The 16,368-nt window shown below is 59.3% G+C and carries 18 protein-coding genes; 1 reads left to right on the top strand and 17 read right to left on the bottom strand.

Annotated elements, in window-relative coordinates:
• Window positions 1-104 precede the first annotated feature (104 nt).
• From AEYBE204_RS22050 to miaB, 12 genes are all read right to left on the bottom strand, one after another.
• Window positions 105-890 (bottom strand): RNA-binding protein, encoded by a 786-nt coding sequence (locus AEYBE204_RS22050; RefSeq protein ID WP_023460534.1) that lies wholly within the window; start codon window positions 888-890, stop codon window positions 105-107.
• Window positions 868-2,526, bottom strand: a complete 1,659-nt coding sequence (nusA, locus tag AEYBE204_RS22045; RefSeq protein ID WP_023460533.1) for a transcription termination factor NusA — start codon at window positions 2,524-2,526, stop codon at window positions 868-870. Before nusA ends, AEYBE204_RS22050 begins: the two co-directional genes overlap by 23 nt.
• A gap of 14 nt (window positions 2,527-2,540) precedes the next feature.
• Entirely contained in the window at window positions 2,541-3,254 is a 714-nt protein-coding gene (gene rimP, locus AEYBE204_RS22040; RefSeq protein WP_369751792.1) for a ribosome maturation factor RimP, read from the bottom strand.
• Window positions 3,255-3,481: 227 nt separating this feature from the next.
• A complete protein-coding gene (locus AEYBE204_RS22035) occupies window positions 3,482-4,039 on the bottom strand; it encodes a hypothetical protein (RefSeq protein WP_235068028.1) in 558 nt (185 codons plus the stop codon).
• Between the two features lie 157 nt (window positions 4,040-4,196).
• Window positions 4,197-4,910: a tRNA (guanosine(46)-N7)-methyltransferase TrmB gene (gene trmB, locus AEYBE204_RS22030; RefSeq protein WP_023460530.1), complete on the bottom strand. Its 714-nt coding sequence runs from the start codon at window positions 4,908-4,910 to the stop codon at window positions 4,197-4,199.
• 133 nt (window positions 4,911-5,043) lie between these two features.
• Window positions 5,044-6,216: a methionine adenosyltransferase gene (metK, locus tag AEYBE204_RS22025; protein WP_023460529.1), complete on the bottom strand. Its 1,173-nt coding sequence runs from the start codon at window positions 6,214-6,216 to the stop codon at window positions 5,044-5,046.
• Between the two features lie 141 nt (window positions 6,217-6,357).
• A complete protein-coding gene (locus tag AEYBE204_RS22020; RefSeq protein WP_023460528.1) occupies window positions 6,358-6,777 on the bottom strand; it encodes a helix-turn-helix domain-containing protein in 420 nt (139 codons plus the stop codon).
• Between the two features lie 103 nt (window positions 6,778-6,880).
• Window positions 6,881-8,530: an apolipoprotein N-acyltransferase gene (lnt, locus tag AEYBE204_RS22015; protein WP_235068022.1), complete on the bottom strand. Its 1,650-nt coding sequence runs from the start codon at window positions 8,528-8,530 to the stop codon at window positions 6,881-6,883.
• Between the two features lie 37 nt (window positions 8,531-8,567).
• Complete coding sequence (locus tag AEYBE204_RS22010) at window positions 8,568-9,446, bottom strand: transporter associated domain-containing protein (protein ID WP_023460526.1); 879 nt, start codon at window positions 9,444-9,446, stop codon at window positions 8,568-8,570.
• 8 nt (window positions 9,447-9,454) lie between these two features.
• Window positions 9,455-9,928: an rRNA maturation RNase YbeY gene (ybeY, locus tag AEYBE204_RS22005; RefSeq protein ID WP_023460525.1), complete on the bottom strand. Its 474-nt coding sequence runs from the start codon at window positions 9,926-9,928 to the stop codon at window positions 9,455-9,457.
• On the bottom strand, window positions 9,925-10,881 hold the full coding sequence (locus AEYBE204_RS22000) for a PhoH family protein (protein WP_023460524.1): 957 nt from the start codon (window positions 10,879-10,881) through the stop codon (window positions 9,925-9,927). The genes ybeY and AEYBE204_RS22000 overlap by 4 nt, the downstream gene beginning before the upstream one ends.
• A complete protein-coding gene (gene miaB, locus AEYBE204_RS21995) occupies window positions 10,878-12,248 on the bottom strand; it encodes a tRNA (N6-isopentenyl adenosine(37)-C2)-methylthiotransferase MiaB (protein ID WP_023460523.1) in 1,371 nt (456 codons plus the stop codon). The genes AEYBE204_RS22000 and miaB overlap by 4 nt, the downstream gene beginning before the upstream one ends.
• Window positions 12,249-12,400: 152 nt before the next feature.
• Between miaB and AEYBE204_RS21990 the strand changes: the two genes are divergently transcribed.
• On the top strand, window positions 12,401-13,324 hold the full coding sequence (locus AEYBE204_RS21990) for a polysaccharide deacetylase family protein (protein ID WP_023460522.1): 924 nt from the start codon (window positions 12,401-12,403) through the stop codon (window positions 13,322-13,324).
• On the opposite strand, the gene AEYBE204_RS21985 is transcribed toward AEYBE204_RS21990, so the two are convergent.
• From AEYBE204_RS21985 to AEYBE204_RS21960, 5 genes are all read right to left on the bottom strand, one after another.
• Window positions 13,325-13,738, bottom strand: a complete 414-nt coding sequence (locus tag AEYBE204_RS21985) for a Fur family transcriptional regulator (RefSeq protein ID WP_023460521.1) — start codon at window positions 13,736-13,738, stop codon at window positions 13,325-13,327.
• Between the two features lie 66 nt (window positions 13,739-13,804).
• Complete coding sequence (locus AEYBE204_RS21980) at window positions 13,805-14,248, bottom strand: GNAT family N-acetyltransferase (RefSeq protein WP_023460520.1); 444 nt, start codon at window positions 14,246-14,248, stop codon at window positions 13,805-13,807.
• A gap of 20 nt (window positions 14,249-14,268) precedes the next feature.
• The gene (gene tsaB, locus AEYBE204_RS21975; protein ID WP_023460519.1) at window positions 14,269-14,943 is read right to left on the bottom strand and encodes a tRNA (adenosine(37)-N6)-threonylcarbamoyltransferase complex dimerization subunit type 1 TsaB; all 675 of its coding nucleotides are present in this window, start codon (window positions 14,941-14,943) and stop codon (window positions 14,269-14,271) included.
• Between the two features lie 2 nt (window positions 14,944-14,945).
• Window positions 14,946-15,512: a NifU family protein gene (locus tag AEYBE204_RS21970; RefSeq protein WP_023460518.1), complete on the bottom strand. Its 567-nt coding sequence runs from the start codon at window positions 15,510-15,512 to the stop codon at window positions 14,946-14,948.
• Between the two features lie 375 nt (window positions 15,513-15,887).
• Complete coding sequence (locus AEYBE204_RS21960) at window positions 15,888-16,352, bottom strand: universal stress protein (RefSeq protein ID WP_369751789.1); 465 nt, start codon at window positions 16,350-16,352, stop codon at window positions 15,888-15,890.
• Between the last annotated feature and the right edge of the window lie 16 nt (window positions 16,353-16,368).

Here is a 16,368-nt window from a genome sequence, read left to right as displayed (position 1 = left end):
CTACTTAAACCTTGATGAAGCCGCGATCGGCTTCGTTTCGGACAATTTCGGAATACAAAAATCGAGCCGTGAAAAATCACCGCCCTGATAGTCGCATTCTCAACTCAATTAAAGGGCCTTTCGCGCCATTTCGCAGGAAACAGCGGTTGGAACCCGCTCAAGCGCGTAATCTCTTTCGAAAAGGCCTGAGACCGACGCCCTTCGACAATGGCGGCGTGTATGACATTTTCCAGCCCCAAAGCCAAACTCAATTCGTCGTTCGTGTAGATTCCGCAGATATTAACCGGCGGGGTTTGCGAAAATGCGACAGAAAGGAGCTTGTTGCGGCCGTCTTCGGCGCCGTCGGCGGCTTCGATCAGCCAGGCGGCCCGACCAGCGGCGTGGGGCTGGCTCCTGCCTAATTTAAGCGCTGTCGCGACTTTTTCAAACCCCGTCAGCAAATTTCCTTCGCGCCGTGCCAGACCGAGCTGATCGAGCACGCGTTTGCGGATGAGGTTAGGCACCATTTCGGCCAGCCCGTCGGGGGCTTTCACCTGACGTTTGGCGGCGCGCGAGAACAGGTTCTTTTTGATCGCCAGCGCCAGGCTGTCGGCATCGGCCTTAAGCCATAAACCGCGACCAGGCAGGTTTTCCTTGAGGTCGGGCACGGCGAAGCCGTCCGGCGACACAACGAACCGGATCAGGCCGTCGCGCGCGAACGCCGTATGCGAGGCGATATCGCGCCGCGTGGTTTCGGGATTCGGTTCGACGGCCTGAGTCAGGGTTTCCCCTGACTCAGTGGTGTCGTCATTTAGATCGATGACGGTCTCATTGTGAGCCGAAGGCCCCCGGCTGCACGAAGAATTTGGCGATTTATCGCGGGCCGTCTCATTGTTCGGAAGTGGCGACATCGGCGCCCTCCTCACTGCCGTCAACGGCGTCTGCATCTTCGTAGGTCTCGTCCTCTTCGACGATTTCCTCTTCCGGCGCTTCGATCCAGCCCGCGGCGATACGCGCGTTGAGGATCAGGTTTTCCGCATCGGGGAGCGACAGCGAGAAGGTTTCCAGAGCGCCCGCCACGCGGACGCGCTCGGCACCGTTCTGCTCGAAACCGCCGCGCAGTTCGTCGGTGGCCAGATCGGCGAGATCTTCGACCGTCTTGACGCCGGCTTCGCCCAGAGCGACCGCCATCGGCAAGGTGATACCCGGCACGTTCAGCACGTCGTCTTCGACGCCCAGTTCGGTGCGCTTGGCGTTCTGTTCGGCCTGTTCGCGCTCAAGAAAATCGCGCGCACGGGCTTGCAGTTCCGACGCCGTATCTTCATCGAAGCCTTCGATGACGGCAATTTCGTTCTGATCGACATAGGCCAGATCTTCGACCGTGGTGAAGCCTTCGGTGACCAGCAACTGGGCAATGACTTCGTCGACGTCGAGCGCTTCCTGGAACAGAGCGGTGCGCTCGGCGAATTCCTTCTGACGGCGTTCCGAGTCCTGCGACTCAGTAATGATGTCGACCTGCCAGCCGGTCAGTTGCGAGGCCAGACGCACGTTCTGACCACGACGGCCGATGGCGAGGCTCAGTTGTTCGTCCGGCACGACCACTTCGACGCGGTCTTCTTCTTCGTCCAGCACGACTTTCGACACTTCGGCCGGGGCCAGAGCGTTGACGATGAAGGTGGCTTCGTCCGGCGACCACTGAATGATGTCGATCTTTTCGTTTTGCAGTTCGGCGACGACGGCCTGAACGCGCGAACCGCGCATACCGACGCAGGCCCCGACCGGATCGATCGAGTTGTCGTTCGACAGGACGGCCATCTTGGCGCGCGACCCGGCGTCGCGGGCGACCGACTTGATTTCGATCACGCCGTCATAGACTTCGGGGACTTCCTGCGCGAACAGCTTGGCCATGAAGCCGCCGTGGGCGCGCGACAGCATGATCTGCGGGCCCTTGGTTTCGCGGCGGACATCGTAGATATAGGCGCGGATGCGGTCATTGACCTGAAAGGCTTCGCGCGGGATCGACTGATCGCGGCGCATGATGCCTTCGCCCCGGCCCAGATCGACGATGACATTGCCATATTCGACACGCTTGACGGTGCCGTTGACGATTTCGCCGACGCGGTCCTTGAACTCGTCGTACTGACGGTCGCGCTCGGCTTCGCGCACCTTATGCGTCACGACCTGACGGGCCATCTGCGACTGGACGCGGCCCAGTTCGAACGGCGGCAGGATTTCGGCGTATTCCTTGCCGACAAAGGCTTCCTTGTCCTCAGCCAAGGCGTCGGTCAGGGTACGCTGGGCGTATTCGTTCTCGATTTCCTCGTCGGCGACCACCGTCACGTAGCGGGTGATGGTCATTTCGCCGGTGCGCGGATCGACGAAGACGCGGATGTCGTGCTCGGCACCGTAACGCGAACGGGCGGCCTTTTGCACCGCCTCTTCGATCGAGGCCAGGACGACCGACTTGTCGATCGACTTTTCGCGCGCCACGGCGTCGGCGATTTGCAGCAGTTCCTGACGGTTGGCGCTGATTCCGGTAAAGCTCATTGCACTTTTCCTATTTAGTTCGGGTTCTTGTCGTCGGATTCGTCATCGAAATCCGCGTCGTCAAAATCGTCGTTGTCCGCATCTTCGAAGTCGTCATCGTCCTCATCAATGAGGTCCGCATCATCATCTTCGAAATCTTCGTCGTCCTCGTCTTCTTCCTGCTCGCGGCGGGCGGCGGCCTTTTCCGCGCCCAGCTTGAGCAGTTCGTCGTTGAGCACCAGCTTGGCGTCGATGATCCACGCGAACGGGATCATCGCGGTGTCGTCTTCGTCCTCAAGGTCAATGGCGATATATTCGCCGTCCTCGGTCCCAGCCAGGGTCCCGCGAAAACGCTTGCGCCCCTCGGCCAGACGGTCGAGTTCCAGACGCGCGACCAGCCCCTGATAGGTGTCGAAATCCTTCAGGCGCGTCAGCGGGCGATCGATACCGGGCGACGAGACTTCGAGGATATATTCGCCCGAAATCGGGTCGGTTTCTTCGAGATAGCCCGATACGGCGCGCGACAGGCGGGCGCATTGATTGACGCTGATCTCGCCGTCGGTCCTGCGTTCGGCCATGATTTGCAGACGACGCGCGCCGCCGGGTTTGTTCGAGCCCATCAGGCGGACGCGCACGATGTCGAGGCCCAGAGTCTCGGCAATCGGGTCGAAGGCTTCGATCAGCTTACGGTCTTCGGTGGTTTTCGCGCGCAACAGGTGTTCCTTTAGTTCTTCCAAACGAGACAACAGATTTGGGCAACAAAAAAGCGGCTGGCCTTCTGAAGGGCCGCCGCCGTGGCCAGTGGCCGTTCGGACGATGTTGAGGTGCTTATAGACCCTTGTGTCCGGATTGCCAAGGGATTTTGGATTTAACCACGGAAAACACGGAAAGCACGGACGGATAGTCAAGACTTGACTCTATCCACTGGAGAATGAAATCCGTGCTTTCCGTGGCCGTCCGTGGTTAAATTTCTTTCTTAAAACGTCACCGGATAGAGCGCGAAATATTCCTCCGGGACATGCAGGGTGAAGACTTGGCCCGTATAGGTCATCATCATAACCCAGGTCACATAGCCGCCGATCCCCACCGTCAGGACCAGCAGCATCCACGACACCGGACGCAGGGTTTTCTTGAAGATATCGAACAGGATACACCCCATGTGGACGAACAGGGCGAAGATCGCCAGCGCATAGTAGGGGATCAGGACGTACATCCAGCCCGTCTGCATCAGGCCCGCAACGATCAGATAGATATTGCTATCGAGATTGAAGACCTGACGCACGGCAAAGATAAACGCCACGTGGGTCACGGCAAAGAACGCGATATAGACGCCCGACGCCGCCTGTAGCTGATGGAGGAAATCCTTCTTCTTGGCCCAGGTTTCGCGCGCCAAGGCCCAGCCGGTCAGGATTTGCAGCAAAAAGGCCAGCAGCACGACCATTTCGACGACGGGGTGGCGATAGACCATCCGCGCCACAGTCATGAAAGTGATGTGCGTCTCTAAATCCTGCAAGCCAATCAGATGATTGGCCATGTGCAGACACAGAAACGCGAATACAAATCCCGCCGAAACCTTATGCAGGCCTTCCATAACGCCACTTACCCCCATTAACTATAGTTAACGATGGCGCATTCCGGGCGTCACGTCTATGCCCGAATGATCGGACAATTGTCGCTGTGGCTTTTGCGCGTCAGATTCGCGGTTTGCGATAAAAATCAAGGAAGACCGGGGCGCAATCGCCCAGCTTTTTCTCTTCGTAGCGGGTGGTGACGTGATCCGCCGGCGGCACATTCCATGCCTCCGGGGTCTGCGCGGTCCAGTCGAAGTCCGGATGCGCCGTGGCGCGCTCCAGCGTCCAGTCAGCGTAATCGGCCCAATCGGTCGCAAAGCGCAGCCGCGCACCGTCCTTCATCACCCGAGCCAGCGCATCCAGAGTCTCGGTCTGGATGAAGCGGCGCTTGTGGTGGCGGGCCTTCGGCCACGGATCGGGGAAGAGGATGAAAACCTTGTCCACGCTGGCCACGTTCAGCTTGTCGATTACCGGGCGGGCGTCACCGGGCATGACACGGACATTGCTCAGATCCTGTTCTTCGATATGGCGAAGCAGGGAGCCGACGCCATTGAGAAACGGCTCGAAACCGAGGATCAGGGCCTGAGGATTGCGCCCCGCCTGCGCGGCCAGATGCTCGCCGCCGCCGAAACCAATCTCCAGCCACAGTTCCGAAGCACCGTTGCGTTCACCGGCATTGATCGCCTCGATGCGCGCGTCGGTGATTTCGATTTCCGGCAGGAGCGTGTCGAACAGGTCGGCCTGACGCGGTTTCAGCGTGCGCGATTTGATGCGTCCGAAGGAACGCATGGGGCCCCAGGTGGGGGAGACGGCGGGCTTGGTTTCGTCGGTCATGCTTACCTTCCCTTCGCCCCGTGGGGAGAAGGTGCCGCAAAGCGGCGGATGAGGGGGAGTCGCGGCCACGACGGTAGCCCCCTCACCCCAACCCTCTCCCCGAAGGGAGAGGGGGTTAAAAGAAGCCGCCCTCTTAGAACTCGCGCTTCAAGGCGTCAACCAGATCGGTGCGTTCCCAAGAGAAACCGCCGTCGGCGTCAGGCGTACGGCCGAAGTGGCCATAGGCCGAGGTCCGCTCATAGATCGGCTTGTTGAGGCCCAAATGCGTGCGGATGCCGCGCGGGGTCAGGCCGCCGATCAGTTCCGGCAGAATCGCTTCCAGCTTCGCTTCGTCGACATTGCCCGTACCGTGTGTATTGACGTAGAAGCTCAGCGGCTTCGACACGCCGATGGCGTAGGAAACCTGCAAGGTACAGCGCTTGGCCAGACCCGCCGCGACGACATTTTTCGCCAGATAGCGCAGGGCATATGCCGCCGAACGATCGACCTTGGTCGGGTCCTTGCCCGAAAACGCACCGCCGCCGTGCGGGGCCGCGCCGCCGTAGGTATCGACAATGATCTTGCGCCCGGTCAGACCCGCGTCGCCGTCGGGACCGCCGATGACGAAATTGCCGGTCGGGTTGACCAGCCACTCGGTCTCCGCCGTTACCATGTCGGCGGGCAGGACGTCGAGCGCATAGGGCTTGATGATGTCTTCGATGTCCTGCGGGCTCAGGCCGTCCTTGTGCTGATGCGAGACCAGCACCTTGAGGATGCGGCTGGGGATGCCGTTTTCGTACTGCACCGTCACCTGCGACTTGGCGTCGGGTTCAAGGCGGTGTTCGCCCGCATGACGCGCTTCGGCCAGACGGCGCAGGATATTGTGCGACCATTGCAGCGGCGCCGAGGTCAGTTCGGCGGTCTCGTCCGAGGCGTAGCCGAACATGATGCCCTGATCGCCCGCGCCTTCGTCCTTGTTGTGACCGGCGTCGACGCCTTGGGCGATGTCAGCCGACTGAGCGTGCAGGTGGCAGGCATAGTCAGCCAGCTTCCAGTGGAAACCCTTTTGCGCGTAACCGATGTCCTTGACCGCGGCGCGGACCTTGTCTTCAAGGCCATCGATGATGTCGCTGATCTGATCGTCACCGGCGCGGACTTCACCGGCCAGAACGATGCGGTTGGTCGTGACAAGGGTCTCACACGCCACCCGTGCTTCCGCATCGGCGCGCAGGAAGGCATCGACCACCACGTCGGAAATACGGTCGGCGACCTTGTCCGGATGGCCTTCGGAGACGCTTTCGGAGGTAAAGATGTAGGACGGACGCATGAGGGTACTCCGGTTTCGTTTCCCGCCACTCATATAAACATATCTTTATATGATCAAGTCGTTTTGATCTGCGGACACGAAAAAGCCCTGTCCGTCCACCTGACAGGGCTTTTCGACTTTTAGTTACGCGCTGAGGGGGGATCAGGCGTCGTCGTCTTCGGCCAGCGCGCGCACCAGTTCGAGGATACGGCGGCGGTGTTTGGCATTCTTGATGCGCGGGAAGGCTTCGGCCAGTTCGATTCCCTCGGTGGTCATCAGAAACCCGTGCACGAACTGCTCGGACTCGGATTCCGAAAAGCCTTCGACGGCTTCGGATTCACCGTAACCTTCGAAGAAATAGGCGACAGGGGCCTTGAGCGCTCTGGAGATTTCGTAAAGCTTCGACGCACTGATGCGGTTAGACCCGCGTTCGTACTTCTGCACCTGCTGAAACGTCAGGGCGATGGTTTCCGCCAGACCTTCCTGGGACATGCCCAGAAACTTACGACGCATTCTTACGCGGGCACCTACATGTAAATCGACCGGATTCGGACTACGGTCCGTTTTTGAGATATCGTCCAACTTTGCCTCTTTTTATACAAGTTTCCCGAGGTCAGGAATGCGACCTCGGCCCTCTTCTCGGTTTGACCTCGACGCCGATCCGGACACCGGCGGCAAGGCTTCCTCATTGGTTTCTTTTGCTAACGGCTACGAAAGTCGCAATCGCCGCCGGAATCAAGCAAAAAAGAACCACAAGGAACAGGTGAGCATGGCGCGAAAAAGCATAGGGGGTAAGTTTTACCGGTGCCGGAAGGAATACATCGCGAAAGCCTGCTTCGCCGATGCTGATTTCCGACGCCTTTATAGTGCGTCCCAACGGGTCGATCATGGCCGATATACCCGTCGGGGTTGACCTTACCATAGGTAAACCTTCTTCGATAGCGCGATAACTCGACAGATTGAGATGCTGGACCGGACCGGTGGTCGGGCCGAACCAGGCATCATTGGAAATATTTACGATCCATTGCGGCCTTTGCATGTCATCTGTAGCTTTAAAGGTTTCAGATGAAAGGGCCGGGAACAAACCCTCGTAGCAAATCAACGGTAAAAACCGCGGCATATTATCGATCTCTACTGAGTGTGTACGCGGGCCGGCGGTAAATCCATCGCCGACATGAACCAATTCTTTGATGCCTACTTTTTCCAGCGCTTTTTCAAAGGGCAGAAACTCGCCGAATGGCACCAGCTTGAATTTCGAATAGGCTACGCGCACTTGCGTTTCACCGGCATGTCGGTGCAGCGACAGCAGGGAATTTCGCCACACGACGCCTTTTTGCGAATCGATATCCTGATGATATGCACCCCACAGGAGAGTTTGATTTTCTTTCAATAATCCCGCGAAAATTTTTGCAGTTTCAGATTGTGGGTCGAGCAGGTTGTCGGCGGAGTCGGGCAAGGCCCCTTCGGGCCAGATCACGATACGGGGATAGGCAGGCAGATCACTATTTGTGACTTTTTGTAAATTTTTGCGATTTATAGCGGCTTTCGTCATGACCGCGTAGCCGTCGAGCACGTCCATCAAAGCGCCCTCGGTCCATTTGGCGCGCTGACCGATGTCCGGCTGCACGATTCGCACCAGGGTATCGGTCGTGACGACCGAGGTGGTGGCCAGCCTGACCGACCCGTATATCAGACAGGTGAACAGCACCACGACCGAGGCCAGCAGCGGCGTCAGACCCCGCCAGCGCGTCCGGATTGATCCCTGCCCCCACACCGTGACGGCGAGGCTGGAAAAAACGGCGACCGTCACGAGGCTTAAACCGTAAACGCCGAACAGCGCCGCCAGCTGCGACAGGGCCGAGCCCGCTTTCCACGTCGCACCGGCAGGATTCCACGGAAAACCGGTCAGGATCGTGCCCCGTAACCACTCGAAGCCGCAGAACAGCCCGACGAAAAACAGCCAGCGCAAAACGTGATCGGGTCGGAACCGGCGATAAAGCGCAAAGGCTGCGCCCCAGAACAGGGCAATGCCCGACGGCAGCATGGTCACCGCAAATGGAGCCATCCAACCCTGATTTTCAGCGTCGACCAGAAAGGCCTCGGCGACCCAGAAACAGCCGACAAGGAAATAGGTAAAGCCCGCCCACCAGCCAATGGCAAAGGCTTTACGCAGGGGTTTCGGCTCCAGATCCTGATCGAGGCTCCACAGCAGGACGGCATAGCCCAGAAGCCCCGGCAGAAAACCGAACGGCGGCTGGGCCAGACCGATCAGCAGCCCCATAAGCGCCGCCTGACGTTTCGGGCCCACATAGCGCCGGTAAAGTCCCAGCGACACTCTTACTCTCTGGGCACCCCGTTCCGTCAAACTCATCTTATGTGTCGTCCGTTGCTAATTCTTCGCTGTGGCGATGCAGGCGCAGACGCCGGATATGCCGGGCATCGGCGTCAATCACCTCGATATCGATGCCCGCCTCGACATGAGGAATGGTTTCACCGGTTTCGGGGATTCGTCCCGCCAGAACCGTGACCAGCCCCGCAAGGGTGTCTATCTCTTCTTCACTGTCGTCGGGATAGAGCTTGAGATCAAGACGCTCTTCCAGCGTTTTAAGCTCGACGCGACCCCCGACCTCGATCGTGCCGTCGGGCATCTCAAACAGGTCGTCGGCCTCTTCGTCGTCATACTCGTCGGCGATATCGCCAACCACCGCCTCAAGCAGGTCTTCGAGTGTCACCAGCCCGTCCGTGCCGCCGAATTCGTCGATGACCAGCGCCATGTGCGAGCGCTCGACCTGCATTTTCAACAACAGATCCGACGCCGACATCGAACCGGGCACGTAGATCAGCTCGCGGCGGATACGCGACAGAACCGGCTCACTCCAGTCCGGCGTCTCGCGACCGTCTTCGGGGGCGAGGATTTTGAGCAGATCCTTGATGTGGATCAGGCCCACCGGATCGTCGAGCGTTTCGTGATAGATCGGCAGGCGCGAATGTTCGCTGTCGATACAGACGCGGATCAACTCGGCCAACGTAGCCTGTAGCTCAACACCGATGATATCGACGCGCGGCGTCATAACGTCAGAGACGCGCAGGTTCTGAAAGGCGCGGGCGTGGTCGATGAGGTCGGTCGAGGGATTTTCCTCGTGCAAACTCAGGCCTTTGTCCTCTTCGGACGGCCCGATCAGGCCGAACAGGTTGAGGAGGGTTTTCTTGGGCTTCGCAGCGGATATGTCGCTACTGTCAGGCTCCGGCATGGTTTGGTTTATCCGTTATTCAAATAAGGGTCGGCGATGCCGAGGCCCTTCAAAATCTGCCGTTCGAGGTCTTCCATTTCCTCGGCTTCGGCGTCGTTCAGGTGATCGTAGCCCAGAAGATGCAAGGCCCCATGCACGCTCAAATGCGCCACATGGTCTTTCAGCGTCTTGGACTGGTCCTTCGCCTCGCGCACGCAGGTCTCGAAACCAAAGGCGATATCGCCCAGATGCGGGTGCATCATGTCGGGCGCGGGGAAGGACAGGACATTTGTCGGGGCGTTCTTCTGACGGAACTCTTTATTGAGCGCCTTCATTTCCGCGTCGTCGGTGAGCAGGACGACGATATCGAGCTGCTCTTTGGCACCCAGATGCGCAAAGGCGGCCTCGATAGCGCCGGTCACCACGGCGGAAACCTCCGGCAGGACCTCGGTCCAGTCGTCGTGTTCGATCTCGATGTCGATCAGGGGGGCGAAATCGGTCATGTCTGTTCGCTGTCGTAGGCGCGCACGATCCGCGCGACCAGTTCGTGGCGCACCACGTCATCGGCGGTCAGGCGCGAAATGCCGACGCCCTTGACGCCGTTCAACAGACCGACCGCGTGGGCCAGACCGGAGTCCGAGGCGCGCGGCAGATCGACCTGCGACGGATCGCCGGTGACGACCATCTTGGAACCTTCGCCCAGACGCGTCAGCACCATCTTCATCTGTTGCTTGGTCGTGTTCTGCGCCTCGTCGACGATGACATAGGCGTTCGATAGCGTCCGCCCGCGCATATAGGCCAGCGGCGCGACCTCGATCTCATTGCGCTCGCGGCGACGTTTGAGGCCGTCAGCCCCCAGAATGTCGTCCAGCGCCTGCCAGATCGGCATCAGGTACGGATCGACCTTCTCATTGAGGTCGCCGGGCAGGAAACCGAGCTTTTCCCCGGCTTCGACCGCCGGACGCGTGATGACCAGCCGATCCACCGCGCCCTTGAGCAGCAGCGAGGTACCGTGCGCCACGGCCATGAAGGTCTTGCCCGACCCCGCCGGGCCGAGGCCAAACGTCAGGTCATTGCGCAGCAGTTCCTTGTAATAGGCCGCCTGCCCTTCGGTCTTGGGCGCAATCGCACCCTTGCGGCCCATGACGATGACATGGGACTGACCGTGGTGGTCGGCCCATACCGGAGATTTACCCGTAGGGTTCTGGATCAGGGTACGGACATCGACCTCGGAGATATCGACGCCTTCATCGTATAGTTCCGACAAGGCATTGATAATGACGTTGGCGCGCTGACGGTCGCGCACCTTGCCCGTCACCTGAAACCCGCCACCGGGGGTTTCGATCAGCACGTGGTACGCGCCCTCGATCAGCGCCAGATAGCGCTGCGACGGGCCGGACAGGGCCAGAACCTTGTCTTCGTCCAGTTCGATGAAGTCGTCCGTCGCCAAACTCACGCGTATACCTTTTCCAACTCGCCGATCAGCGAGTTATTGCCCAGCCCGATGATCTTCACTGGCACGATCTGACCAATCAGGTGCGCGGCGTCTTCGGCGAAGACCGAGTGCAGCCACGGCGAACGACCGATGGCCTGCTGGTTATGACGGCCCAGCTTCTCGAACAGGACGTCGATGGTCTGACCCACCAGTTCGGCCTTGAAGGCCTGCTGCTGTTCGACGATCAGGGCCTGAAGCGCCTTGAGACGGGCATCGGCGACGGCCTCATCGACCTGACCCGGCATGGACGAGGCCGGGGTGCCGGGGCGCTTCGAATATTTGAACGAGAAGGCCGAGGCGTAACCGACCGTGCGGATCAGGTCCATCGTGTCTTCGAAATCCTTGTCCGTCTCACCGGGGAAACCGACGATGAAATCGCCCGACAGGGCCAGACGCGGATTGGCGGCCTTGATGCGCCCGATCAGGTCGATATAGGCCTGACGCCCGTGTTTGCGGTTCATGGCGCGCAGGATCTTGTCAGACCCCGACTGCACCGGCAGATGCAGGTACGGCATGATCTTCGGATTGTCCGCGTGGGCGCGGATCAGCTCGTCGGTCATGTCGTTGGGGTGCGAGGTCGTGTAGCGGATGCGATCGAGGCCGGAGATTTCGGACAAGGCGTCCATCAGGCGCGGCAGGGTCGATTCCTGACCCGTGCCGTCGTCGCCGTTGAAGGCGTTGACGTTCTGACCGAGCAGCGTCACTTCGCGCACGCCTTTCGAGGCCAGAGACCGGGCTTCCTCGACGATCGAGGCGACCGGGCGCGACCATTCGGCCCCGCGCGTATAGGGCACGACGCAGAAGGTGCAGAACTTGTCGCAGCCTTCCTGCACGGTGAGGAAGGCCGTCACACCGGTGAAATGACGTTCGGTGGACAGGGCGTCGAACTTGTCTTCCGGCGCGAAATCGGCGCTCAGGCGTTCGCCCTTGGCGCGGGTCGTCCGCGCGATCAGCTCCGGCAACTGGTGATAGGCCTGCGGCCCGATGACCAGATCGACCGCCGGGGCGCGGTTCATGATCTCCTGCCCCTCGGCCTGCGCCACGCACCCGGCCACGGCAATCGTCATCCGGCCTTCGCCGCGGGCTTCCTTTTCGCCGCGCAGCTCCTTCAGGCGGCCGATCTCGGAATAGACCTTTTCCGCGGCCTTTTCGCGGATGTGGCAGGTGTTGAGCAGGACGAGGTCCGCGCCATCGGCCTGATCGGACACGGCATAGCCCAGCGGGCGCAGAAGATCGACCATGCGCTCGCTGTCATAGACGTTCATCTGACAGCCATAGGTTTTGATGTGCAGCTTTTTCAGCGCGGCGGGGGATGCGGTTTCACTCATGGGGTGCTTATGAGGTTTTGCCCTCGCTTTTTCAAGAGGAGCGACCGGAAATTGTCCACAAGGTCCGCTTCATCTTTTAGACAAAGGTCTTTAGGTGACGGTGATCGAACGGGATGATATCTCTTAGCGCACAAATAATGACAGGGACCGCGATGAAACTGAAAGCCTTGGCCGCAACGGCCTGCGTGTGGGCCGCTCTGGCGTCCGGTGCGAGCGGTGCCGAAGGTTTCGATATCGCGATTACGGTGGATGACCTGCCCGCGCACGGGCCGCTGCCGAAAGGTATGACGCGCGCCGATATCGCCGCATCCTATCTGGCGACCCTGAAAACACACAAGGTGCCCGAAGCCTACGGTTTTGCCAACCCGGCCAAGACGACCAGCGAACCCGGCAGCGCCATCGTGCTCGACCTGTGGCGCAAGGCCGATTATCCGCTGGGCAACCACACCTTTACCCATATGGGTCTGGCTAAAGCGCCTTCGCTGGAAGCGTGGCTGGCCGATCTGGAAGCCGGTGAACCCGAAGTCGCGAAACGCATGACGGGCTGGACGTGGAAGGTTCTGCGTTTTCCCTTCCTCAACGCTACCGCCGAAGACCCGGCGCGGCGCGCGGGTGCCATGACGTGGCTGGCCGATCATGGCTATGCGATCGCCGAGGTGACGGTGAGCTTCGACGACTTCGCCTATACCGACGCCTATGCCCGCTGTCTGGCCAAGGGCGATACGGCGACGATAAAGGCGATGGAGGTCCAGTACTTTAAACAGGTCGATGACGGTATCGTGCGGATGAAGACCTTGTCGCAAAAGGTCTATGGCCGGATGATCCCGCAGGTTTTGCTCACCCATCTCGGCGGTTGGAGCGCACACACCCTGCCGACGGTCATGCAGAAACTGGACGCGGCGGGCGCGCGATACGTGACCTTGTCTCAGGCGCAGTCGGATGTCGCCTACCTAGAGGCTGATCCTTTGCGCGGCAATGGTCCGATGATGGAGCGCGCGGCGAAGCGCAAGGGCATCGCTATCGACGAGGTGATCAAACCCGCGCCGACGGCGAATGTGAAAGAACTATGTAAATAGCTATTTGTCGTCGTCGAGCGGGACGCCGTAGAGTTCCAGCTTGTGGCCAACCAGCTTGAAGCCGAGCTTCTGCGCCAGGGCGGTTTTCAGGGTCTCGATCTCTTCGTCGAAGAATTCGATGACCTGACCGGTCTTGATATTGATCAGGTGATCGTGGTGGTCGTCGCCGGCCTGCTCATAGCGCGAACGGCCATCGCCGAAATCGTGGCGCTCGACAACACCCGCCTCTTCGAACAGGCGCACGGTGCGGTAGACGGTGGCCAGCGAAATATGCGGATCGACGGCGGCGGCGCGGCGGTACAGTTCCTCGACATCCGGGTGATCGGTCGCCTGCGACAGGACGCGGGCCACGACGCGACGCTGATCGGTCATGCGCATGCCTTTTTCGATGCACTGCTGTTCAATCCGGTCCATGCGGCCCTCCCGTTTTTTGGCTGACTGCGACAGCGCGTCGCACAAATTCAATTAAGGGGAGTTGAATTAAATCGCAAGGCTCAAGATACGCGCATCGACCGGCGGACCATTGCGACGGCTGTAATAGGATTTACGTTTGCCGACCGTTTGAAAATCAAGACCTTCGTAAAAGGCAATAGCGGCAGGATTGTCGAGCGCCACTTCAAGGAAAAGGCTGCGCGTGCCCTTGGTTTTCAGGTGTGCCAAAAGGTGGGTCAACAATGCTTGTGCGTGGCCTTGGCGGCGTTCGGCGGGATCGGTCGCAATGGTCAGAATTTCGGCTTCATCGGCAATTTCCGATGATAAAACAAAGCTTTGAAGACTGTTTTCGGTATATAGACCCCACAAAACATGGTGGGGTTTATTCAAATATTCCAAAAATTCGGAATCTTTCCAGCCAAAATCGAAGCTTTTGGCGTGAATTTCAACCAACCGGGGGTCAAATTCGCGTATTTGGTGAATATGCTTCATATTTTTCAGAACTGTTCAGGTCAAAAATCGAAGCTGATAACGGCCTTGTTCGATACCTTAGCGTCAGCGTCGCGCATGTAAAGCGGTGTCAGGTCTGAATAGGCGTCCGTATCGGCGAAACACAGCGCCGCCATGGCCGTGAGGTCCGGTAGAGCCGTCGGTATGACCTCCGCCAATGGGAATATATTTGCCAGATACCCGGCTCCGGAACCGACGATAAGATCGGGCGCGGTCAGGGCTTCGACCTCTCTCAGATCGTTGATATCAAAGGATTTGGCATCATAGACTCGATTGTCGGTATCGAGGGTTTGCAGATATAGCTGACCGCGCCCGGCGTCGTGCGCCACCATCCGTGTGCGGCCATCGAACGCCGCGCGGCGCCCCATCAGTTCGAGCGTGGAAAAACCGCGTAAAGGCAGGTTCAAACCGCTGGCCATACCCTTGGCGAAGGACAGACCGACGCGTAAACCGGTGAATGACCCCGGCCCTAACGTTACACCGATAACGTTAAGCGCTTTGGGAATAATTCCACTTCTTTCGAAGCTTTCGGTGACCGCCGGACCAATGAATTCCTGATGCCCGCGCGACATTTCCTCACTGCGGACAAAGAGCGGCGTTACGGTGGTACCGTCGTGCGAAAACAGCCCTACCTGACAGGCATTAAGCGCCGTATCGATGACCAGAGCGTAGCGCAAACTTACAAAACCTGCTCGATGGTCTGCACTTCGGGGACATAGTGCTTCATCAGGGATTCAACACCCTGACGCAAGGTGGCCGAGGATGACGGACAACCGGAACAGGCGCCGCGCATGTGTAGGTACAGGGTACCGCTGTCAATATCGAAATGGTCAAATTCGATGTCGCCACCATCCTGCGCCACCGCCGGACGGACGCGGGTGTCGAGCAGGTCTTTGATCTCGGCGACGATCTGAGCGACTTCGCCCTCATAGACGCGCTCGACCACTTCGCTGCCCTCGCTCAGGATCGGGCGCGACGAGGCGTAGAAGTCCATGATCGCGGCCAGGATCGGGGCCTTGATCTGTGCCCAGATGAGCGCCGCTTCCGGGTCGCGTTTGACGGTCAGGAAGTCCGAGCCGAAATAGACGCCCGACACGCCGTCGATCTGAAACAGGGCGTGGGCCAGCGGCGATTTTTCCGCCTCATCCTCGGTACGGAATTCCAGCGAGCCCTTGCCGAGTACATCGCGGCCGGGGAGGAATTTCAGAACGTCGGGATTGGGCGTGGCTTCGGTCTGGATAAACATGGCGGGCTTTCCGGTAAATCTAAAGCCCAAATGGGGGTAAAAGGTCGGAAAGGCAAGGGTTAGATGAAAGCTTCTCTTGGTTTCAACTATTTCAAAAAATGAAACCAGACACGCATAACTACCAGATTAAAAACGAACACAGACCAGATTGCGCCCGCAAAAATCGCATAGAACCAGAAGAAGAATAGTCGGAGGCCTCTTGGCGCATTCCTCATGACGATGCTGTTGAAATGATCGGGATATCGGAGCTTTAACAAACCGAAGCCAAATATTAGACTTGTGCCTATTAAGGCTGCGATTTCACTTTGGGACCAATCCATTTTCCCCCCTCACCCGGCGCTTTGCGCCACCCTCTTCCCATGGGGCGAGGGTTAGTTACATCAACTCCTCGATCGCCTCGTCGGACAAATCCCCCGGCACCACGGTGACCGGAACCGGACGCGTGCCGCCCAGCGTACCAACGCCTTCGCGGACCAGCAGATTGACCAGAGGCCCCGGATGGCTGCCCGACGCACCGATGACGATTATCTTGATCTCCGGATCGGCGGCCAGCACGTCTCGCAGGGCATCCTTGATATGGCCCGTGCGAATGATGATTTCCGCCGGACGACCGGACTTAACCGCCGCCGCGTCGGACAGGCCCGACAGCAGGGTTTCAGCCTCTTCGCGCTGTTCGCGTTCGATTTCGTCGCGCACACCGGCCCATTGACTGAAGTCCGTCGGCGGCAAGACTCGCAGCAGCGAGACCATGCCGCCGGTCACCCGCGCCCGCGCCGCCGCATAGGACAGGGCCGAGCGAAACTCCGGCGTATCGTCGGCGATGACGAGGAACTTTCTCACAACGAGCATTTCCAGA

The organism is Asticcacaulis sp. YBE204 (assembly GCF_000495855.1).
GTDB lineage: Bacteria > Pseudomonadota > Alphaproteobacteria > Caulobacterales > Caulobacteraceae > Asticcacaulis.
Note: the sequence above shows the minus strand (reverse complement) of the source record. Positions and strands in the feature narration are given on the sequence as shown.

Coding starts and splice junctions, on each gene's coding strand:
- miaB (WP_023460523.1), bottom strand. CDS start 12,248: ATGAGTGAAACCGCATCCCCCGCCGCGCTGAAAAAGCTGCACATCAAA.
- ybeY (WP_023460525.1), bottom strand. CDS start 9,928: ATGACCGATTTCGCCCCCCTGATCGACATCGAGATCGAACACGACGAC.
- AEYBE204_RS21970 (WP_023460518.1), bottom strand. CDS start 15,512: ATGTTTATCCAGACCGAAGCCACGCCCAATCCCGACGTTCTGAAATTC.
- nusA (WP_023460533.1), bottom strand. CDS start 2,526: ATGAGCTTTACCGGAATCAGCGCCAACCGTCAGGAACTGCTGCAAATC.
- trmB (WP_023460530.1), bottom strand. CDS start 4,910: ATGACCGACGAAACCAAGCCCGCCGTCTCCCCCACCTGGGGCCCCATG.
- metK (WP_023460529.1), bottom strand. CDS start 6,216: ATGCGTCCGTCCTACATCTTTACCTCCGAAAGCGTCTCCGAAGGCCAT.
- AEYBE204_RS22035 (WP_235068028.1), bottom strand. CDS start 4,039: ATGGCCAATCATCTGATTGGCTTGCAGGATTTAGAGACGCACATCACT.
- AEYBE204_RS21980 (WP_023460520.1), bottom strand. CDS start 14,248: ATGAAGCATATTCACCAAATACGCGAATTTGACCCCCGGTTGGTTGAA.
- AEYBE204_RS22050 (WP_023460534.1), bottom strand. CDS start 890: ATGTCGCCACTTCCGAACAATGAGACGGCCCGCGATAAATCGCCAAAT.
- AEYBE204_RS21985 (WP_023460521.1), bottom strand. CDS start 13,738: ATGGACCGGATTGAACAGCAGTGCATCGAAAAAGGCATGCGCATGACC.
- AEYBE204_RS22010 (WP_023460526.1), bottom strand. CDS start 9,446: ATGCCGGAGCCTGACAGTAGCGACATATCCGCTGCGAAGCCCAAGAAA.
- AEYBE204_RS21990 (WP_023460522.1), top strand. CDS start 12,401: ATGAAACTGAAAGCCTTGGCCGCAACGGCCTGCGTGTGGGCCGCTCTG.